This window comes from Stecheria intestinalis (assembly GCF_009696165.1).
GTDB lineage: Bacteria > Bacillota_I > Bacilli_A > Erysipelotrichales > Erysipelotrichaceae > Bulleidia > Bulleidia intestinalis.
Genome location: NZ_VUMN01000038.1, coordinates 1 through 21,858 on the forward strand (window position 1 = coordinate 1; position 21,858 = coordinate 21,858).

Consider the following 21,858-nt stretch of genomic DNA (forward strand, 5'->3'; position numbering starts at 1 on the left):
AAACCGGGGAAGACGTTACCATTCAGGTCCAGGTGAAAACTATCAGATGGACTGGGGCTTTGTAAATGTCGATATTGAAAACGGAAAACAGTACAGAGCCGCGTGTTTTGTGATGATATGCCATCATTGCGGAGAGCGCTATGTCGAATTCTTCCCCAACGCCAAGCAGGAGAATCTGTTCATAGGCATGATCCATGCGTTCCAGAGAATGGGAGTTCCGAAGTACATTCTCACTGATAACATGAAAAGCGTAGTTACAGGCCGAGATTCGGAAGGAAAGCCGATATGGAACAAAGACTATGAAGCGTTCATGAGGGCAATCGGCTTTCAGACCAAGCTGTGCAAGCCACGCCACCCCTTCACTAAGGGAAAAGTAGAACGTCTTGTCCGCTTCGTTAAGAACAACTTCATGGCAGGACGGCCATTCAGTAATATCACCGAGCTGAATTATGATGTCCTGTCATGGTGCGATGTTCAGAACAAGAAATATCATAAAGGCGTTTACTGTGTCCCTGATGAAAAACACAGCGAAGAGTGTATGAAAGTCGCCAGGCCGCTGCAGATAACCAAGGATGTTTTGATATACCTCTGGCCGGAGAGAAAGATATCCTTTGATGGCTTCATTAATTTTGAAGGCCGCCGGTTTGGCGTTCCGTACTGGTATACCGAACGTGTTGCACGAGTCTCCAGGCAGGAATATATCCTGATTATCCGATCTGACGATCTCAGCAGAAAGCTGGCAGAACATGATGTGACGTGGGCTCCATATGACAGTTTCTGCAAAGATCAATATGCGGATGAACAGCCCGAGGAATTCCCTACAGCTCCCATTACCACACAGATGCACCAGCGGGAAGGCAAAAATCAATCAAGGTTAGGAAATTTCAATTTTGATAAGGAGGTTGAGATGTAATGGAACAGTCATTATACGACCTCTTCGGAAAGAGCTCGGAAACACTGAAGCTTGATTTCGGGCCAGAAGAACTTGCTCAGATGGCAGCCGAAAAGAACTATACCGAGGATCAGATTGAAGCCATCGTGGAGCTGTTTCAGCAGCTTGAAGCTCGCAAGCATGAGAAAGTGGTAAACACCCTCCTAAAGTTAAGCAGACTGCCTGTGAAGGCTCCAAAGACGTTTGAAAATTATGACTTCACGCGGCTCCATGGGAAAGACGGCGACGCAGTCCGTGCGCTTTCAAATCTCTCGGAACTGTATGCCGGAAAGAACGTCGCTCTGATCGGTCCGGCTGGAGTAGGAAAGACACACTTGGCTCAGGCATATGGAAGAAAATGCTGTATGGAAGGAATGAAAGCATACTTCCTTAAGGCATCAGAACTAGATGATCTGTTCATCCAGGCAGGAAATGACAAAACTAAGAAAGCTCGCGTCATCAACAGACTTCTGAAGCCTACCTGTCTGATCATTGATGAGATCGGCAGACGTCATTTCGACAGAGAATCCACAGCTATGTTCTTCGACCTGATAGATCGCAGATATGAGAAGGAAGGGCCTAAATGCATGATCTTCACCAGCAATAGGCAGCCTGATGAATGGTCTGAATACTTTGACGGAGGAGATAGCCTGAACGCAGCTCTGGACCGTATCTTCGACGTTGCAAAGATTGTTACAGTCAAAGGAACAAGCTATCGTGGTCAGCGTCGCGAGATCCTCGCAGTCGAAGCAGATGACGATATCCATCAGGTGAACTGATCAAGGATAAGCAGACCGACTTCAAAGCAATCAGTTCAGCTAGTACATGAGCCTGTGGATAATATTCCATAGAAAGAAGTCGGTCTGACACAAAGAACCCGGAGCTTCGCGTGCTGATTAACATGCGCTATACTCCGAGTTCTATTTGTTTTCTGCTGTTTTGGTCCTTTCTTTCCGACCGGAATTGGCCTTTTTCTCCCGACTCAGAATGGCCCTTTCTATCCGACGCTAACAGCCTGGAAAAACCGGAAACTGTCAAAATTACAGGGAAAGGAAATAAGATACGCATTGTGCCTGTAATGGGTAATACTGCAGAAATCCTACGAAAGTATATCGAAGAAAACAATCTAAATACACTGAAATATTCAACCAGAGAGTTTCTTTTCTCGAATGCCCAAAATCATAAGTTTACTCGTGCCGGCATCGCTTATATTCTCAATAAATACGCAGCAATGGCAGAAGAAAAATCAGGTCTTACCTTTAACATTGAAACACATCCGCATGTTCTGCGGCATTCCAAAGCAGTACACATGCTTGAAGCAGGAGTTCCGCTAATATACATTCGTGACTTTCTTGGGCATGCAAGTGTAAAGACCACAGAGATATACGCCAGGGTTTCACAGCAAAGTAAAAGAAAAGCTTTGGAAAACGCATATGAAGAAATTACAAACGAGGAAACCAAGGATTGGAATGAGGATGTCAATCTCATGAGATGGCTTCAAAATCTCACAAGAAAATAATGTAAAGTAATTGCCGCAATTATCCGCTTCAGTATTTGTGATTGCGGCATTTACTTTGCATTATCCATCGCTTTGCATAATTTCCTATTCCATGGCTGCCTATGAACGCAATGTTATGATGCTCATAAAGCGGAGCAAGATTACGTAAAGCTTTCAGCTTTTCAACGTCATTTCGTAAACGCTTAATAAATAAGCTGTCATTAAGGGAGAAAAGTATCTGTATTCCTTCCGTGATTCGAGAAAGGCAGCGAAAGAAGAAAAAGACTATCTGATCCGACGTCAGAAAAACGGAGATTACTCAGATGAAGAGTTCAAGACAAAGCAGGAGGAATTCGGAACAATTGTATTGGAAAGTGATGTAGATCTCGATGGAGAAACTGCATACAAAGCTTATTCCTCCAGATGGGAAATCGAACTGGTCATGCGTTACTACAAGCAGGCATGCGAATTGGATGAGACAAGAGAACACGCAGACTATTCCGTTCATGGAAGTGAACTTTGCAGTTTCCTGGCTTCGCTCCTCACATTCCGCCTGATCAATAATTTTGATAGGGTCAAACTGCTCAACAGTATGACCTTTCGAAAAGCAATGAGCATTCTGGAAAGAGCCAAGAAAGTCAATATGCCCGGAAAAGGATGGCAGCTGATTAAGATGGTGCAAACTCAAATAGATATTCTGAAAGAACTAGGACTAATACCAAAAGTCCCAGCATCAGACACTCAGCTGCTTAAGCGAAAGAGAGGCAGACCAAGAAAAAATCCGGCTATAGTCTAACAAATTGGGAAAGTTGTAAATAAGAGCCAATTTCGATCAATAGATCTTGTGGCTGCGTGTAATTGGTATATTTCTAATATTATACTTACAGAAGTGGTTATTCGCTGTTCCTTGGGCTTCTAAATAGAGACAAAAAGTACTGTTGAATAGAATGGACAAATCATGATAGCATTTTTCCTGAGGGGAGGTAAAAGCTAATGTATGTAAGTAAAATGCATATTGAAAACTATCGCCTTCTTAAAGACGTAACAATTGATTTTGATCGATCATTAACTCTTTTTGTCGGTAAGAATAACTCGGGAAAAACTTCCATCATGAACATAATGGAATTACTTTTGTCTGATGCCAATACACTTCCTTTCGATGATTATCCGCTTGATTGTCGTCATACTTTATATAAGGCTGTAAAAGATTATTGGAACAGCAAGAGCTTAAATCCTATCTCGGATTTTCGACAATGTGCACCTATAACATCTGTCGTGCTTGCTATAGATTATTCAGAAGAAGATTCATATGGTGAATTGAGTAATTTTATAATCGATTTAAATGAATCGGTGAATATCGCCATTATAAAAGTCTCTTTTGATGTTTCTCTAAATGCAAATGAAGTTCTTGATCAATGCAAGTTAGATTTTGATGTGCTAAAGGCAACACATGATAATCCTGATGAAAGCTTATGCTTAGCAAAAGTAGTACAAGACGCTTTTTCAAAGCTATTCGAAATGAATATAACAGCGGTAAACCCTTCTGCTGAGGAGGATTTTGACCTTCGAACAAAGCGTGATCTTCAAAAACTTTTTTTGTTCAAGACCATAAAAGCTGAGCGAGGTCTCGATGAATCTGATTCAGCTGCACAAAATCCTATTGGGCATATTATGAATAAGTTGTTTAGTGCAGACAGGGAAGATGTAGATGAATCATTAAGACCAGCTTTGGAACAATTACAGCTTATCATCCAAGATGTTAATTTTAACGTCCAGAATCGTGTTAACAAACATATGAATTCCATTATTACTTCAATGGCATCGTTCGGGTATCCAGATGGTGAAGATCTTAAGCTAAAAGCAAATACAAGAATCGCTATTGACAAAAGTATTATTGATTCTACACAATTAGCATATGTGTCTCAAGAAGGGGAAGAATTTCTCCCGGAATCACATAATGGACTAGGCTATAAAAATCTTATCAGGATTTCTTTGGAACTTCATGGATTTGCAAGAAATGTACGGGCTGATAGAACAAAGATTCCTATTCTGTTTATTGAAGAACCGGAAGCTCATATGCATCCACAACTTCAGTCCACGTTTATTGGTTTTTTGGAAAAGTTTCTTAAGAATGAGATAGGCAAACAAGTTGTTCAGACTATTATTACTACACACTCTCCACATGTAGCAAATACTGTGTCTTTTGCTAATGTCAGATATATACGCCGATTTCGTACGCATGTAGAATATAAAAATCTTATGAAATTTCCAGCTACTGGCGCAAATGAAGAAGAAAAGAAACAGCATATTGACTTCTTGCAGAAATATATGAAATTAAGTTACTGTGATCTTTATTTCTGTGATAAAGCTATATTGGTCGAAGGCGCCTCTGAAAGGTTACTGCTTCCAGATATGATCAGAAAATGTGAAGAGGAAGGACTTTTTGGCAGCAGATCGCTATTGTCTCAGTATTATACAATTATTGAAATTGGTGGTGCATATGCACATCTTTTTTATGACTTCGTCGATTATCTTGGCATACCTACATTAATAATCACAGATATTGATTTTGTGGACAACCGTGGACAGGCTTGCCAAAAAGGTGAGGCTAAGCGCTCATCCAATGCAGCAATTAACAAGTGGTGTCATGACAAATATCAAATTGCTATTTCAAATACTATACCAATTGATAAAGTTTTGAAATTACAGACAAATGAGGAAAAACTTATCAATGGAATCAGGAGAATTGCTTTTCAAGAGGAGGAGGAAAACTTTCATCCAAGGAGTTTAGAAGAGGCTATAATAAATGTTAATCGTGCACTATTTGGTAAATCAGCAGACGATCTCCCAATATTTTCAGATGAAAATGAGAAGAAGACCGGTTTTGCAATAAAACTTCTTTATGAACCTCAATATGAAAGTTATACTGTGCCTTCTTATATTAAAAATGGACTTATCTGGCTTTGCAAAGTTTCAAGATATCCGGAAGGAGAAGAGCCTTTATTAATGCATAAGAGAAAACGGTAGACAATAAGGATGAAAAAGTTGCCATGACAACGAAGGAAACGGCAGAAGCTCGTGCGAAAGAGATAGAAAATAGAATAATAGAAACTGTTCAGTCAGGAAGAAGTTTTCGCATTGAAGCTGGTGCTGGTGCTGGTAAAACATATTCTCTGGAGAGAGTTGTAGATTGGTTAGGAAAGGAAAAAAGAAAAGAATTTCAAAGAAATGGGCAGAGCGTCGCTTGCATAACATATACTAATGCAGCTGTCGATGTTATTGCTAGCAGACTGCCAACGAATTCATTTATTCACCCAAGCACAATTCATACTTTTGCATGGAATTTGATAAAACAGTTTCAATCTTCTCTTATTGCATCTGTGATTGAACTGGATCTATTACCTAAGAAGAAAGGTGTTGCAGAAAAAAAGATAGATTCAAGAGATATACATCATGTATCTTACACTCTGGGTGTGCGTTATTATGAGGATCATGTTCTATATCTTTTTCATGATGATGTAATACAGATTTTTGCACATTTTTTGGATTTCCAAAAATTTAGAGCAATGCTCTCAAAAAAGTATCCAATTATTTTGATTGATGAATACCAAGATTCTTTTAAAATAATAATGGATCGTTTTTTAAAAAATTATATCAGTAAAGGAATTGGCCCACAATTTGGACTTTTTGGTGATTCTTGGCAAACTATATATTCTTCCCAAGGAGCATGTGGCCTTGTGGAAGATGATAATCTTGTTGTAATTAATAAAGAAACGAATTTTAGATCACAGCAAGTTATTGTTGACGCTTTGAACAAAATACGACCGGATCTTCCTCAAATTTCGGCCTCCGATAATTGTGATGGGAAGATAGAAGTTATTACAACAAACGAATTTGACTATAGCCATAGAATTTCTAAAGGCTATTATAAAGACGAATTAGAAGATGCATTGTTGTTTGATTGTATAACTAAGGTCTCAGAAAAAAAAGATGTTGAATGGAATGAAAAAACAAAGAAACTAATGCTTACTCATAAGCTCCTTGCAAAAATGCAGGGGTATTCAGATGTTTTAAATCTATTGGGAGACCATTTAAAGAATAAAGATGATGAGCATTTCTTGTTTTTTCAAAACAAGGTTGAGCCAGTGTATCAAGCCCTTGAATTGAAAGATACCAAAAGACTTTTCGAAGCATTGGAAATTGAGAGAAGACCTATTGAGTCAAAAAGTGATAAGCATCAATGGACAGTATTAAAAGATGCATTATGTAAGGCTCGAAAGAAAACGATTGGAGATGTACTACAAGTAGTTTCTGATAGTGAATTAATTGGTATTCCGTCTGAAGTTGAATTCTGGATGACTCAGGCTAAAGATCATGATACGAAAGACTTGTATTATGGAAAACCGATCAACGAATTTTACAATGTAGCATATTCAGAGATTATTAAAGCAATAGATTTTTTTGGGCCGGAAGCTGAGTTCTCTACTGATCATGGAGTAAAAGGTGAGCAGTATGATAATGTTCTAATCGTCATTGGCCGAGGATGGAATGATTATAAATTTGATGAACAACTTTACCTAAATCCGGCTTTACTAAGTGAAAAAGAGTTAAAAACTTATATTAGAAACAGAAATCTATTTTACGTTTGCTGTTCAAGACCTAAAAAGAATTTGACAATATTAATAACTGTTCCCGTTAATGACTCTTTTAAAAATTATTTGTGTAAAGTATTTGGAAAAGATAGTTTGATTTCCTATAGCGAGTTTGTAAATAATTGCTTCAAAAAATGATATAAAATACATTAATGGTGAAATTAGCACATTTAATTACAAATAAGAGAGTATTTATTGCATTTTATACTTTATCTATTCTTTATGATATCACCTTGCTTCGGATATTAACTCCGTATTTTTATGAATACCATTTTTCAGTCTTTGAACGAGTATATACGCTTTGGGCTGCTGTAATTGTTCTTGATGACCTTTTTCATAAAAGAATTCTGAATAACAAATATAAGATTCTTTTCGAATTGCTATTTACTGCTGCGTTAGGTTCGATGATCTTTCAAAGTGGTCCGCATGATCTTATTCAGGTAAAATATCTGATTTCTTATGGAGTCATGGTTTATATCTTTACTTCAGGAAGTCTTTCCTGCAGCAGGAAGAAATTCCGTAATTTTCTTGTTTTCTTAAGCGTAAATACAGTAGTTCTGATCTTCTTTATGAATGCCGCTTCTTTCTTTCAGTATAATGTGTCTGCTCCGTCTTCAGATATCTTCAGGAATCTGCTGAGACCATTTTCGGATTTTTTCTCTGCTCGAAATAATCTATCTGGCTTTGTGACGCATATCGAAGATCGATATGCTGGTTACTATCTCTCGGTCGGGTATGCCTCATTTTCTCAATATCTTAGTATAGTATTAAGCTTATATCTGTTTGACCAGCTGTGTCATAACTGGGTGGCTAAAGTGATTGGCATCTTGCTCGTAGTGATCAATGCGGTTCTCGCATTATGGATGCTGGGAATGTCGGACGCAAGAGTAGTATTCCTGGATATCATATTGATTGCTATTTGCCTTATTGCAATTGGCGTAAAGAGAATCACGAAAATTCAGTGGATCGGAATCATCATCACTCTTGGACTTTCAGCACTCTCTCTCTTTGCAATTGAACGTTATTATGTTCCTGTGCTAAAACAGAAGATTGCAACTTCAGGAATGGATAATTATCAGTTCTGGAATAAACTTCTGAGCCATCGACTTGATTACTGGGCTGCTGGATGGACGGATTTTCAGAAACATCCGTTTTTTGGAAATGGCTGGATGAAAAGTGATACGCTTGGGGAAACCTTTTCAGTAGCAAGAATCTATCTGAATCATCATAACCTTTTTATCAATCTTCTCTGCTGGACCGGAATCATTGGAACAGGTATCTTTGTACTGGTAATGACCTTATGTACTATTCGAATATTCAAGAATGGCAGATATATTGCAAAGTCTAAGTCGGAATGGCTTATTGTCCTTTGCCTGTGCGTGTTTATTCAATCTATGCTGGACATATGTATAATTGGGGAAGATCTGCATATTGAAACGCCCTGGTTCTGGCTTTGTTTCGGATATCTGGTATTTCTATATAAGAAAAAGCCGGCTGAATAGATTCGGAGTATTGATACCATGTTGGCTTCCGAGTGAAAGATCCTAAATCTTTTGCTTTTTAAGAGAGATGAGCTTTGAACCGTATTAGCAATTAAAGGGAGGATACGATGATAGCAGATGATTCTAGGACGCATGGAATCGTGGAAATGCTGGTTCGGGTTTTCAGAGTTATAGCAGTTTCTACTGTTGTTCCGATTCTTTACTGTTCTCTGTATGCGCACCCAATGCTCGATGACTATTGGTACGGGGCAAAAACTCATGCTGCTTGGCAAGCTGGCCATTCTATTACAGAAGTTCTTGGCGCTGCATTTGCAACCGTAAAGGACTTCTATCTGAACTGGTCTGGATCGTTTACAGACGTTTTCATCAATTCTTTACATGGAGGGATATTCGGAGAACAATACTACTGGATCTGCCCGGTAATTGTTCTGATTTTGTTTCTTGCTGGAACTTATCTGCTGGCTGAAACTGTTTATTGTAAACTTCTTCATCAAAGCAGAAGAAGAGCAGAACTGGTATTTCTGATCCTGATTACTCTTTCACTGAACCTGATGGTTTCACCAGTTCAGAGCATTTATTGGTGGACTTCTGCAATCTACTATACTGGTTTTTATGGCTGCGCACTGATGCTAGCTTCTAGAGTGCTGCTGCTAGGAGAAGGAAAGATAAAGAACCGCCAGAGATTTCATACGATAATCTGTATGGCTTACAGTTTTCTTCTGATGGGCGGGAATCTTCTGACAATACTGACCTCTGTCCTGACAGGGTTTCTGTATACTGTTTCCGTATTTGTGCGCAGAAAGGACAGCAGATATCAGATTCTGCTCATTGAGCTGAGTCTGGTAGCAGGTTTCTGCACAAATGTACTCTCCCCTGGGGTAGGATATCGCCGCTCAGTCAATACCGGAATGGGTATTTTTCCTGCAGTAGGCAGATCGATCATCAGCGCTCTGACCAGCCTGGAAGAATACAGCACTCTGATAGTGGTATTATTATTTATCCCAGTTGTTTTTCTGACAATTTATTCGGTTCGGGGAGCAGAATATCACTTCCTTTACCCGGTTCTTTTTACAATGTGCTCATTTGGCATCTATGCTGCTCAATGGTTTCCATCCTGGTATTCGATCGGAACTGAAGGGGAGCAGAGAGCACTTAGTATCTGCCACAATCTGTATTTCTGGCTGATTCTTCTGAACTGCATTTACTGGTGCGGGTGGTATGAGAAAAAATTCGGTTTTCACTACGAAAACATTGAAAATCTTGCGGCTGATTTTCTGACTCACTGGAAGAAATATATTTCTGCTTTTCTGGCGGCAGCCGCAATTTCTCTTGCTAGCTACCGAAGTCTCGATTCGATTGTCGGAATCGGTGCATGGAAACTGATTTTCAGCGGAGAAGGAACTCAGTACAGCAGTGAAAGGTATGAGCAGGATCAGATTCTGAGCCATTCCTCTGGTAAAGTACAGCTGGAGATGGTATCTGAAGAACCGGTATTGTTGACGGTTCCTGGATACCTCCTCGACGAAGATCCAAAGGCCTGGATTAATCAGAGAATTGCGGAGTATTATGGATTAGAGGAAGTTACCGGGATCGCTCCGGGTTGGCGATAATTAGAGAGGAGGGTCTATGCCATATTTTATACCGACAGATGAATATGTCATTCCAGCAGATAAACGAGTAATAATTTCGAAAAGATGCGAAACAGTAACGCAAGCAATTAATAAGGAGTTTTGGGACGGTTCCACAGATTTATCTCACAGCTTTTATGTGGGTTCTTATGGTAGACATACTGCGATATCTACAAGTGATATTGACATACTGATTAAATTACCACAAGATGAATATAATCATTATGATGTATTAAAGGGTAATGGACAGTCACGTCTTTTACAAGTAGTAAAAAATGCGGTTCTTTCGTCTTATCCCAAAAGTAATATCCATGCCGACGGACAAGTAGTAGATATAGAATTTTCAAATGGAATAAAATTTGAATTGTTGCCTGCTTTTGAAAAGACCGATTGGCTTGGAAATGGATTAGAAGAATACACCTATCCTGATACTAACATGGGTGGAAATTGGAAATCCACTAATCCAAAATCTGAAATAGAAGCAATGAAAAATAAAAATATTGAAAGCAATGGATTATTTTATGATAGTTGCAAGCATCTTCGATATATACGTGATCAATACTTTTCAAGCTCTCATTTGGCGGGTATAGTGATTGATACATTTATTTATCATGCTATAGGTACTTGGAGGCATACAAGATTAGGAGAAAAGGGACAGCCTAGTGGTACTTATGAAAATGTTTTACTAAGCTATTATAATGCTCACGCATCACGCTTCTGGACATTGATAGCTCCAGGAAGTAACGATATTGTAAAAGCTGGTGATGACGCGGAAACACTGGGAAAAGTTCTACATAAAATTGTTGATTAATAATAAAAATGCCAGAAAGTAATGAAGAAATTAGCGCTCTTAGAGAGCAGGTGAAAAGTTCCTATACAAAAGTGCAGTACACATATGTTACTCATCAGAAGCAGATTTATTTATTATCGTTATATAGCAAAATAATAAAATGGTGCCAGATTATATTGACCGCTGCTTCAACAGTCGGTTTTGTAAAAAACAATAGCAGACTGGGCGGTATATGTTCAGGAATTGCACTTGTCTTAACACTTGCTTCACTAAACTTTAGACCTGAAGATACAATCCCTAGTCACTGCAAATTTGTAGATCAATTATGGCCGATAGTTCAATCGTATGAATCATTGTTGGTTGATTCAAAAACCAGCTTATCTAAAAAGGAAATTGAAGAGAAAAGAGACCGGCTGCTAGTTGACACTAAGAACGTATATAACAGTGCGCCTCGAACTGGTAAATGGGCTTATTGTTTGGCAAAAAAAGCTATTGAAAAAAATGAAGAACAACTTGTAAGTGAAGGCGAAACAGAGAAAAAATTTGGTGGACATTTAAAATGAAAGAAAACAATAAAACCAACGCACATATAAATAAGGAAAAAAGTAAATCTTCCACCGATGCCCACATGACTCTTGATCCCACAAAGCCATTATCCGAGGAACAAAAGCAGCAGCTCCACGACCTAAGCAATCTACCAGACCAGATTGTTAGGATAGAAGCGGAAACCGATCCAGACTGTGGGCCACTAGACAAGCCAGAAACAGTCGAGTAAGAGATAAATGGGATAGAGGGGGCAGTGTGGGCATGGTGTCGCTGTGGATATGATGGCGCAGTTGATGCCTCCGCTATCCGTCAGTGAGAAGTCCTTTTTCATGATAGAGAGCTAGCGTTCCTGCAGGCCACAAAATCCACATGGCAAGAATCTTCTCAACTGTGAATCAGTCCTGACTGTTGCATACCTCCCATAGCATTAAAGTAATTCCAGCAAGCCATTGATCCTGGCAGCGATGTCCTTATCATCCACATCTTCCACGCTGACATTCCTGATATTCCTGCTCGCTGGAACAGCTGGAACACTTGCGAGATTGGTCGGATGGTGTGAGGCAGGGGTAAGAAGTTGCAGCAGAATGGCTACGTGGCCCAGGATCGGTACCTGCTCCAAAGATGGAGTTTGACCAAGCCTACCGCTGTGGGCAATACCGCCGTTGTTGGCATGATGATCGCTGTGGCCACTGCTGTTATCGATGAATTCCGGATAAGCGCCTGAGTCGATTGTGATGCTCATGTTTGTCATAGAATTTTTGATATAGCAGTCTCAAAGCGGTGAAGGGATAACTAAGCAGGAGCCTATGAAATGAATATTGCATTGATACTTGCAGGTGGACAGGGCACTCGGGCAAAGGCTGCTGTTCCGAAACAATTTGTAGAGATCAAAGGAAAACCGATGATCGTTTATACTCTGGAAAAATTCCAGAATTGCAGATCAATTGATCGAATCTGTATCGTCTGTTCTTCAGAGTGGAATGCTTTTCTTCTGAAAGCAAAAGAATCTTATTCGCTTGATAAACTTGCTCTCTTTGCAGAAGCCGGATTAAATGGACTGGAATCTGCCTGGAAGGGGATCTGTTCTCTGGAGGAGTATCCAGATAGTGATCTGGTCATGATCCATGATGCAGTCCGACCGTTTGTCGATGAAGAGACTATTCTGGATTCCATCCGGGTTGCAAAGGAACATGGATGTGCACTCTCTGCCATTCCATGTGTGGAGACTATGGTCAGAAGCAAAGAGGATCTGACATGTTCAGAGGAGATGGTTCCCAGAGACCATCTGTACCGGATTCTGACACCGCAGACCTTCCGGCTTGGTATTCTCAGAGATCTGTTCAGAGACTTCAAGCCTGAACTTGGAGAACTGTATCCTTCGGCTTTTACATACTATATGGCTGAAGGAAATCCTGTTTATCTTTCTAAGGGATGCGAACGCAATATCAAGATTACTTATCCAGAGGACATTGAATATTTCAGAAAGCTGTTTGAATAAGATGACAAAGAAAATTATGATGCTGGGAGGAAATATCTTCCAGGAAACTGCGGTACTTGCCGCAAAGAAGCTCGGATACCATGTAATTGATGTAGACTATCTGCCTGATAACCCAGCCCATCAGTATGCGGACGAATACTATAACATCAGCACCATTGATAAAGAGAAAGTGCTGGAAAAGGCAAGAGAACTCAAGATTGATGGAATCGTCAGCTATGCTTCTGATGTTTCTGCACCAACGGCTGCTTATGTAGCAGAGGCGCTGGGGCTGCCGACAAATCCATATGATAGCGTGATGGTCATGACCCATAAAGACCAGTTCCGTGCATTTATGCGGAAACAAGGTCTGCCAATGCCGGCAGGAAGCAGCTTCTATGATTATTCAGAAGCCGAAGCATTTGCCAGAACACTGAAACTGCCGATCATGGTAAAGCCGGTAGATTCTTCCGGCTCCAAAGGAGTCACGAAAGTGACAGACCTGGATCAGTTGAAGGCAGCCTGGGAGGAAGCGCTGTCTTATTCCATCTCTCATCATGTGATCATTGAAGAATTCATTGAAAAGAAGGGATATCAGATTGATGGCGATATCTTTGTAAGAGATGGAAAGATCGTTTTCTGGGGCGTCTGTGACCAGCACCATGATATTGCGGTCTCTCCTTATGTGCCAGCCGGTCTTTCCTATCCTTCAACCCAGAGCAGAAAAGTGCAGAGGCGGGCAGAAGAAATCGTTCAGTCCATTCTTACCGGTCTTCATATGACTATGGGTGCTTATAATGTCGAATACATCATCGGAAAGAATGATGAAGTATATATTCTGGAGATCGGCCCGAGAAACGGAGGCAATCTGATTCCGGATACTGTATATGCTGCTACCGGGGTAGATATGGCTATGTATACGGTGAAGCAGGCAGTCGGAGAAGATATCTCTGATCTGAAGCGGGTTTCTGCTTCTTCCTGCTGTTCTTCCTATATTCTGCACAGCAGGGAAGAAGGTATTTTCCGTTCCATTGAATTTGATGAAGCAGTTCAGAAACGGATCGTGAAATGCTTTGTGACTGCAAAGCCTGGAGATAAGATTTATCCGTTCCGGAATGGAAAATTCGGAATCGGAGCCATGGTCCTGCGCTTTAGCAATACAGAAGAAATGTGTGAAATGATAGATCATATGCAGGAACACATTCATGTGAATCTGGAAAAGGAAAACACCCGATGAAAACAGTACTTCTGGTATTCGGAACCAGGCCGGAAGCGATCAAGATGTGCCCGGTCGTCAATGAACTGAAAAAAAGAAAAAGCATTCGTACGGTAGTTTGTGTCAGCGGCCAGCATCGTGAAATGCTGCAGCAGGTTCTTGAGGTCTTTCATGTGCAGCCGGATTATGATCTTTCCATCATGAAGGAGAATCAGACTCTTTTTGACATCACGGATGCTATTCTTCTCAGCATCAGAAGTGTTCTGGAAGAAGTGAAACCAGATGTCGTTCTGGTACATGGAGACACGACTACAACATTCACGACTGCTCTTGCTGCGTATTATATGCAGATTCCGGTAGGGCATGTAGAGGCTGGCCTCAGAACCTACAATATCTATTCCCCTTATCCGGAAGAATTCAATCGCCAGGCGGTATCGATTATCAGCCGGTATAATTTTGCTCCGACAGAACTCTCCAGGCAGAACCTGATCCGTGAAGGGAAAGACCCTTCTCATATCTGGGTTACCGGGAATACGGCAATTGACGCTCTCAAAACAACGATCCGGAAAGACTATGATCACCCGGAACTGAAATGGGCAGCAGGCAGCAGACTGATTCTGATCACTGCCCATCGCAGAGAAAACCTCGGTGAACCGATGCATCACATGTTCCGGGCCATCAGAAGAGTCATGGATGAACATCCGGACGTCAAAGCAATCTATCCCATTCACTTGAATCCGAAAGTAAGGCAGGCAGCTGAAGAGGTCTTCGGAGACCAGGCAGAAGGAGGCAGAGAAGAACGCCTTCATCTGATTGAACCATTAGACGTCCTGGACTTCCATAACTTCATGGAACACTCGTATCTGATTCTCACAGACTCCGGCGGCATTCAGGAAGAAGCACCAAGCCTGGGCAAGCCGGTACTGGTCATGCGTGATACTACTGAAAGACCAGAAGGAATTGAAGCTGGCACTTTGAAACTGGTAGGAACAGAAGAAGAAACTATTTACTGGGAATTCAGCAGGCTGCTGAATGACACGGAAGAATATGAGAAGATGAGCAGGGCAGCAAATCCTTATGGAGACGGACACGCCTCCGAGAGGATTGCCGATATCCTGGAATCCTCTTTCCTGCATAAGGAGTAGCCTGCGTGCTATTCCTTTTTTTTCAGCCTTATTAATTGAATTGTCACGGATAATATTNATTGATGAGCATATTTTGCTATATTGAACCTGGAGGTCAGATATGTCAGAGCGAGGACGAAAGAAGGTTAACCCTGATTACAACCCTGTTAAGGCTAGAAATGAAATGGCAGAAGCCGCAGCCCGGATTTATCTGCATCCGGTAGCAGATATGGAGACGGACCAAAACGGAAAAGCATCTATGAAGGCAATGAAGGAATACTTCGGACTTACGATGACAAAAATCCGCAAGCTGCTGGTGACCGCTGGCGTTTACTCCTTTGAAAAAGATGGGAAAGACATGGTCCAGGAAGTACAGAAACTGAAAGCAGAAGGATTTTCTGCTAAAGAAATCAGCAAGAGACTTTCCTGCAGCATCGGTACCATCAATTCCTTTCTTCCGTATGAATCGGGTATTTACAATGCAGACTTCACAGCAGATGGATACGATTTTGCCAATGTTTCAGCAGAAGCCCGGAGGAAGCGGAATCAGCGGAAACGCGAAAAGATGAAAAATACAGCTCTGATCAAAGAAAAGGAGAAAGAGGTAAGACAGATGATTGATCGCAGAACGTATCTGGATCGCTGCAATGATGCGATCGAAGAAGAAACCAGAAAACATAGGAAAAAAACCAATCAGTGGCTGAAAGATCACGGATATTCCGGAAGAATGAACATTCTGCAAATTGAACAGAAACTAGAGAAAGAGATGAAAGCGGGAACGGTCAGTCTTGATTCTTTTCCATGGTTTTCGGACTCTTATCGTGAAAAACTGAAGAAGAATGATGAGTTTCCGCTTGGCTCCATGAGTATGACCATTTTTGAAGCTGTCCATGGATATTACTATGATGAACCGGAAGAAAGATCTGATCAGAATATCAGCGCCTTAGGAATAAAGTTCAGCTCTTTCCGCTATCTGCATGGCAAGCCGATCGGCGATTATCTGTTTCTTCCTGAAAAAGGAGCTATGTATGTGAAAAAAGACGAAAGTACCTTAATGCCAGCTGATGAGCGCATGTGCGGAGTCATTGATGAGTATCATACTCCTCATATGTTTCTCATGTCTTGCTTTGATTCCGGCGATTTCAGACATTACGAGATGGAAGAGATTTATCGCTGCGGAAAAACAGGAAAAATCCTAGCCCATCAGCCCGATACCCATTTCACCTTCTCCGTAATAGGAACGGCAGAAAATGATCCGTATCTGGTTCATGAAGTGATCGAGAAGACTGCTGTCGGCCTTCAGAACCTCACTCTGCAGCGCAAAAAAAACCGGAACTGGGCGAGCAGTGTTTATTCAGATGAGACATACGGGTATTTTTCGAAAGCGGTCGGAAGATTTGAAGTAGAAGAAAATGGACATGGCATCCGCATGCTTGTAGACGGAAAAGAATATTCAAGTGATGACTTTGTCAAGCTCTTCAGCAGCTTTGAAGGTTTTACGGTCAATTATCAGATTGCCGACCGCACGGAACCGATTGTGGAAAGCGACATGACATTGCTGCCGGTGAGAATCGATGAAGACACACTGGGAGATGAGCTCTATGACCTGCTGTTTGCCATGACTCAGAACCATGACGGGAAATTCTTATCCTGCAAAGATGTTTCTGCATTTGATGTCCTGTTTGAAAAGCTGATCAAGAAGCTGAACTATTATTACCACAGCAATCCTAGCAATATGGGAAAAGATGCAGGAAACCGCCTGATTCAGATCCTGAAAGAAGTCGGAACGGATGATGAGATGTTTCCGGAGTATGAAATCAAGATGGTGAAACAGGTGATTGAATCAGCATAGGAGCTGAAGCGCTGATAAAAATGGTTTTCTGATCGTGCGGTGCCATGGATTACGCAGGTAAGGCAGAATCTGAAGGAATTCTCAGGAAGAAATTAACAAGAAAAATTTAGCACTCCTCTTGACATGGTGCTAAAAGCGAATATGATAATCAGTGTTGGTTAGCAGACAGCAAACAGAAGTGCTAACATCTGGAGGTAAATGAGAATATGTTGAAGCCGTTGCATGATTATGTAGTACTGGAAAAGGTAAAGGAAGAAGTCAAGACTGCTTCCGGTATCATTCTGACAACCAAGGAAGCAAAGGATGAGCCAAGTCTTGGCGAAGTAGTAGCAGTAGGACCTGGCAAGACGGAAGATGGAAAGCTGATCCCGATTGATCTGAAGAAGGGACAGAGAGTCATTTACAAGAAGTATTCCGGAACAGATGTTACCTATGACAAGAAGGATTATCTGCTGATTTCTGCAGAAGACATTCTTGCAGTAGTAGAGAAGTAATAGAAAGCTGAAGGAGAGATAAACGAATATGGCAAAGGATATTAAGTACGGAAAAGACGCCCGCCAGAAGATGCTGGATGGCGTGAATAAGCTGGCTGATGCAGTCAAGATCACCCTCGGCCCGAAGGGACGCAATGTCGTTCTGGAAAAGTCTTATGGTTCACCGCTCATCACCAATGATGGCGTTACCATTGCAAAGGAAATCGAACTCGAAGACAAGTTCGAGAACATGGGCGCTAAGCTGGTTTATGAAGCAGCAAATAACACCAACGAGACTGCTGGTGATGGTACGACAACTGCTACGCTTCTGACCCAGTCCATGATTACCAATGGCCTGAAGGCAGTAGACAAGGGCTCCAACCCGGTTCTGATGCGTGAAGGCATGGACAAGGCTGCGAAAGCAGTTGCAGAAGATCTTCTGAAGCGTTCCAAGGAAGTCAAGACGTCTGAAGATATCAAGTCAATCGCTACCGTTTCTTCCGGATCAGAAGAAATCGGCCAGATCATCGCTGATGCAATGGACAAGGTAGGCCGTGATGGTGTCATCAATGTCGATGAGTCCAAGTCCTTCGAGACTACGCTTGAGATGACTGAAGGCATGCAGTATGACAAGGGCTATGTATCTCCTTACATGGTTTCTGATCATGACAAGATGGAAGTCTCTCTGGACAACCCGCTGATCATGGTTACAGACCAGAAGGTCAACACCATTCAGGACATTCTGCCGGTACTGGAAGAAGTCGTCAAGGCAAACCGTGCACTGCTGCTGATTGCGGATGACTATGACAACGAAGTTATGAGCACCCTCATCATCAACAAGCTGAGAGGTACCTTCAATGTTGTTGCGACCAAGGCTCCTGGCTTCGGTGACAACTCCAAGAACCAGCTCGGCGATATCGCTGTCATGACTGGTGCAAAGTTCTTTGCAAAGGATCTGAACATGAACCTTGCAGATATGAAGATCTCTGACCTCGGCACTGCGAAGAAGGTTGTTGTCGGCAAGGACAAGACCACGATCATCGGCGGCAAGGGCAAGAAGGCAGATGTAGAGGCTCGTGTCGAAGAAATCCGTTCTGCCATTGAGAACACGAAGTCTGATTATGACAAGAAGAAGCTCCAGGAACGTCTTGGCAAGATGACCAATGGCGTTGCTCTGATCAAGGTCGGTGCTACTACCGAGACGGAACTCAAAGATAAGAAGCTCCGTATTGAAGATGCTCTGAACGCGACCAAGGCTGCAGTTGCTGAAGGTGTTGTCACCGGCGGCGGACTGGCTCTGGTACAGGCATATACCGATGTCAAGGATTCTCTGAAGTCTGATGTCACCGATGTGCAGAAGGGCATGAACGTAGTTCTTGATGCACTGAAGGAACCGATCATGCAGATTGCTGAGAATGCTGGTTATGACGGCAATGAGATCTATGAGAAGCAGCTGGAACAGAAGACCAATATCGGCTTCAATGCCAAGACTGGCGAATGGGTTGATATGTTCAAGTCCGGACTGATTGACCCGACGAAGGTTACCCGTTCTGCTCTGCTCAATGCTGCTAGCATCTCCGGTCTCTTCATCACAACCGAAGCAGCAGTTGCGCAGATCCCGGAGAAGCAGCCGGCTCCTGCACAGCAGATGCCTGAGTATTAATCTTTGAGATCAAATAATTGTTTAAAAAAGACCGAAATAATATTCGGTCTTTTATTATGGTGCAACATTCGATCAGGTAGAGCATTTTTATTCAATGATTAGTTAAGGAGTAAGGTACTTCAATATTTTTCGCAGTGATCTGAGGCTGATAGTTCCGCGAAATTATCATATTGTTCCGGAAATGATAATCATCAATCTGCTGATTCTTGAAGCACCTGATATGGTTAATTACACAGTCATATCCACTTATACAGGCAAATTCAACACCTGCAGAGAACCTCGGGTTGCACTCGACAAGGTGATACTTTCCTTCGCTATCTAGGATATACTCAAAGTTCACATCTCCTACGACACCTAGCAAAGAGGCAAGCTTTCTTGTATATTCCTGAAGCTTCTGATCTTCATAAACATAAACTGTAATGGAACAACCGTGTGGAGTAGAAATTAATTCCCTTCTAACTAGAGTAATGATTTTTTCTGGCTGTTCCTGACGTATCGTTTCTACCATGACAATTGGACCATTGATAAAAGGCTCTGCTATATAACCGGAAGTATCCTCATTTTCCAGAAAAAAATGAAATTCTTCAGCTGAATTAATTATTTTCAGTCCCTGGCTGCTTCTGCCGTTATAAGGCTTGCAGACAATAGGGTAAGTATTATCTTGATAAGGATAATCATTTGCCTGATAGGTTGGAATCGGGTTGACCTCGGGGCAGTGAATTTTGGCAAAATCTTGAAGTTTTTTCTTATCTCTTATCAAGTCAATTGCTTTCTTAGGAGAGATACACAAGATGATTCCGTGTTCTTCAAACCAATCCCGATGATGATTGAATACATCAACCTCATAATCTATCATAGGGAAAATATAATTAATTCCTTCAGAACAACATAGCTTTTGAATAAATTCAATGTAGGAATCCTCGTCACGTACCGGAGGTGCTTGAAAGAATTCGTCTACCTGGCAAGACTCAATAACCCATTCCTTTGGATAAAGGTTGCACCCGATCAGATAATATCCCAGTTTTTTCAAATTTCTGATTACAATTTCGCATGCTACAGAGCCCGTTGAGGTGATCAGTATTTTTCCCATTTATCTTATCTCCTAATGTATCAACGATATTTTACAGATTTACGTCTTTGATGCAAAATGAAGGGCTTTGCAGATGCAGCTAAAAATTAGGGAAGAGGATATTCGGATAGGAAACTAAATTTCCTGGTGAATTGAAAAACTTAACGCAAGTTTTACGAAGTTATCGCAAGCTGCGCGTGACAAGGAATAGTGAGAGACCGGTTCTGAAGTAATTCCGGTCTCTTTTCTATGGATTTTCTGCCTGAAATGATAGGAAAAGTGTTCAAATACGTTACAATTTAAGCGTATTAAAACCTGCCCTGCTGCGCCGATAAAATTCAGACACGGTCAGCGCAACGGGGAATAATGACGGATGTTCAGCCAGAACCTGCCATGATTTCAATGCTTAGTGCTTGGTGGTGCCGGTAAGATGATTATGAGGGAATCTCATACTTCATCGGCAGAATGCGGTTATAAATCTTCTTGTACCGAGGACGTTTCTTCTTTGAATAAACGGAGTAGAAGAGATCATGATCCCTGAGGAATGAGAAGCTGACGTATTCGAGATCGAGAACCTGCGGATCAGGAAGAGGATCTACAAGAGCGAAAAAGCAGCCGCTCTCTCTGTGCCAGCTCATGATGTAAAAGTCGATATGAGCGGTGCAGTCCTGGATGTAGACGCTGACAGGAGATTCCTTCTCGTCTCCAGGCAATTCCTGCGGAGCATTCGTCATTATGACTTTGGTGATCTCAGGAAGGCTTACGGTGTATTTCATTACTCGATGCCTTCCTTTCTTCTGGAGTCACGATAAATTCTGACAAGGGAAGGGTCCAGAATTACATCCTTTCCCTGGATCTGATGAATGCGGAAACACTTTTCCGCAATGTCATCGCCATAGGCAAACGAGAACATTTCATAGGGAGTGTGGTCATTCAGCTTCTTCCTGCGCAGCGAATTTGTATGACTGAACGCAAGATCGAAGAAATCCTGGTCCAGATCATTGAATGAATGTCCCTTCGGAATGATTCTGCGGAAGACGGAATGCGTATTCTCACAGTTAGGCTTCTGGTATGGAGCACCAGGATCGCAGTAGAACACATAGACACCGAACTTCTCAATTTCTGACGGATTGGAAAATTCTGATCCATTATCCAGAAGCCATACAGCTGGCATCACTTTCTGGAATAGTTCCGCACCAAGAGATTCATACAGATGATTGACAATTGATGTAACAGATGCCGAATTGTTATGGTCTCTGAGAAAGGCAATCTGGAAGTCCCAGTTCGCCCATGTAAGTGTCAGAATGCATTTTCCTCCCTTTTTTCCTTCTACGCTGTCACCCTGCAGAACAGAAAAATCCGGGTGTTCTTCCATGAATTTCAGATAGTCTTCATAGGTTCTTCCGATCCGGCACTTCTTGTCAACTTTGACGATCTGTG

General features: G+C 41.7%; 21 protein-coding genes. 17 read left to right on the plus strand and 4 right to left on the minus strand.

All coding sequences use genetic code 11. From position 1 onward, the window contains the following. The 11 genes from FYJ51_RS11925 to FYJ51_RS11975 form a co-directional block, all read left to right on the plus strand. Window positions 1–913: DDE-type integrase/transposase/recombinase (locus FYJ51_RS11925; protein ID WP_154505826.1), on the plus strand; the 913-nt coding region annotated here is incomplete at its 5' end. Next, complete coding sequence (locus FYJ51_RS11930) at window positions 913–1,710, plus strand: ATP-binding protein (protein ID WP_105304371.1); 798 nt, start codon at window positions 913–915, stop codon at window positions 1,708–1,710. The genes FYJ51_RS11925 and FYJ51_RS11930, both read left to right, overlap by 1 nt. Before the next feature lie 110 nt (window positions 1,711–1,820). Continuing rightward, the gene (locus FYJ51_RS11935; RefSeq protein ID WP_154505827.1) at window positions 1,821–2,450 is read left to right on the plus strand and encodes a tyrosine-type recombinase/integrase; all 630 of its coding nucleotides are present in this window, start codon (window positions 1,821–1,823) and stop codon (window positions 2,448–2,450) included. Between the two features lie 346 nt (window positions 2,451–2,796). Continuing rightward, a complete protein-coding gene (locus FYJ51_RS11940) occupies window positions 2,797–3,225 on the plus strand; it encodes a hypothetical protein (protein ID WP_154505828.1) in 429 nt (142 codons plus the stop codon). Between the two features lie 197 nt (window positions 3,226–3,422). Next, window positions 3,423–5,456, plus strand: a complete 2,034-nt coding sequence (locus FYJ51_RS11945; protein WP_154505829.1) for an ATP-dependent nuclease — start codon at window positions 3,423–3,425, stop codon at window positions 5,454–5,456. Between the two features lie 23 nt (window positions 5,457–5,479). Beyond that, window positions 5,480–7,219 carry a UvrD-helicase domain-containing protein gene (locus FYJ51_RS11950; protein WP_154505830.1) on the plus strand — a complete coding sequence of 580 codons (1,740 nt, stop codon included), beginning with the start codon at window positions 5,480–5,482 and terminating at the stop codon, window positions 7,217–7,219. 14 nt (window positions 7,220–7,233) lie between these two features. Next, on the plus strand, window positions 7,234–8,583 hold the full coding sequence (locus tag FYJ51_RS11955; protein ID WP_154505831.1) for an O-antigen ligase family protein: 1,350 nt from the start codon (window positions 7,234–7,236) through the stop codon (window positions 8,581–8,583). A 701-nt stretch (window positions 8,584–9,284) separates the two neighbouring features. Next, window positions 9,285–10,193, plus strand: coding sequence for a hypothetical protein (locus FYJ51_RS11960; protein WP_154505832.1), 909 nt, complete (start codon window positions 9,285–9,287; stop codon window positions 10,191–10,193). 16 nt (window positions 10,194–10,209) lie between these two features. Beyond that, on the plus strand, window positions 10,210–11,022 hold the full coding sequence (locus tag FYJ51_RS11965; protein ID WP_154505833.1) for an SMODS domain-containing nucleotidyltransferase: 813 nt from the start codon (window positions 10,210–10,212) through the stop codon (window positions 11,020–11,022). Between the two features lie 8 nt (window positions 11,023–11,030). Next, window positions 11,031–11,564 carry an SLATT domain-containing protein gene (locus FYJ51_RS11970; protein ID WP_154505834.1) on the plus strand — a complete coding sequence of 178 codons (534 nt, stop codon included), beginning with the start codon at window positions 11,031–11,033 and terminating at the stop codon, window positions 11,562–11,564. Continuing rightward, window positions 11,561–11,776: a hypothetical protein gene (locus FYJ51_RS11975; RefSeq protein WP_154505835.1), complete on the plus strand. Its 216-nt coding sequence runs from the start codon at window positions 11,561–11,563 to the stop codon at window positions 11,774–11,776. Before FYJ51_RS11970 ends, FYJ51_RS11975 begins: the two co-directional genes overlap by 4 nt. A gap of 198 nt (window positions 11,777–11,974) precedes the next feature. Here FYJ51_RS11975 and FYJ51_RS11980 read toward each other — a convergent pair whose 3' ends face one another. Next, window positions 11,975–12,298: a hypothetical protein gene (locus tag FYJ51_RS11980; protein ID WP_154505836.1), complete on the minus strand. Its 324-nt coding sequence runs from the start codon at window positions 12,296–12,298 to the stop codon at window positions 11,975–11,977. Window positions 12,299–12,358: 60 nt separating this feature from the next. Here FYJ51_RS11980 and FYJ51_RS11985 point away from each other — a divergent pair, with 60 nt between their 5' ends. From FYJ51_RS11985 to groL, 6 genes are all read left to right on the plus strand, one after another. After that, entirely contained in the window at window positions 12,359–13,045 is a 687-nt protein-coding gene (locus FYJ51_RS11985; protein WP_154505837.1) for an IspD/TarI family cytidylyltransferase, read from the plus strand. 1 nt (window position 13,046) lies between these two features. Continuing rightward, window positions 13,047–14,258: an ATP-binding protein gene (locus FYJ51_RS11990; RefSeq protein ID WP_154505838.1), complete on the plus strand. Its 1,212-nt coding sequence runs from the start codon at window positions 13,047–13,049 to the stop codon at window positions 14,256–14,258. Then, complete coding sequence (gene wecB / locus FYJ51_RS11995; protein ID WP_154505839.1) at window positions 14,255–15,382, plus strand: non-hydrolyzing UDP-N-acetylglucosamine 2-epimerase; 1,128 nt, start codon at window positions 14,255–14,257, stop codon at window positions 15,380–15,382. Before FYJ51_RS11990 ends, wecB begins: the two co-directional genes overlap by 4 nt. 163 nt (window positions 15,383–15,545) lie before the next feature. Further along, entirely contained in the window at window positions 15,546–17,213 is a 1,668-nt protein-coding gene (locus FYJ51_RS12000) for a DUF7713 domain-containing protein (RefSeq protein ID WP_154505840.1), read from the plus strand. 206 nt (window positions 17,214–17,419) lie between these two features. Next, complete coding sequence (locus FYJ51_RS12005; protein ID WP_105303454.1) at window positions 17,420–17,707, plus strand: co-chaperone GroES; 288 nt, start codon at window positions 17,420–17,422, stop codon at window positions 17,705–17,707. A 28-nt stretch (window positions 17,708–17,735) separates the two neighbouring features. Further along, window positions 17,736–19,349 (plus strand): chaperonin GroEL, encoded by a 1,614-nt coding sequence (groL, locus tag FYJ51_RS12010; RefSeq protein ID WP_154505841.1) that lies wholly within the window; start codon window positions 17,736–17,738, stop codon window positions 19,347–19,349. A 91-nt stretch (window positions 19,350–19,440) separates the two neighbouring features. Here the strand turns inward: groL and FYJ51_RS12015 are convergent, their stop codons facing one another. From FYJ51_RS12015 to FYJ51_RS13620, 3 genes are all read right to left on the minus strand, one after another. Then, window positions 19,441–20,439, minus strand: a complete 999-nt coding sequence (locus FYJ51_RS12015; RefSeq protein ID WP_154505842.1) for an ATP-grasp domain-containing protein — start codon at window positions 20,437–20,439, stop codon at window positions 19,441–19,443. A gap of 413 nt (window positions 20,440–20,852) precedes the next feature. Next, entirely contained in the window at window positions 20,853–21,194 is a 342-nt protein-coding gene (locus FYJ51_RS12020; RefSeq protein WP_154505843.1) for a hypothetical protein, read from the minus strand. Further along, on the minus strand, window positions 21,194–21,858 hold a 665-nt coding region (locus FYJ51_RS13620; protein ID WP_408022623.1), incomplete at its 5' end, for a transposase. The genes FYJ51_RS12020 and FYJ51_RS13620, both read right to left, overlap by 1 nt.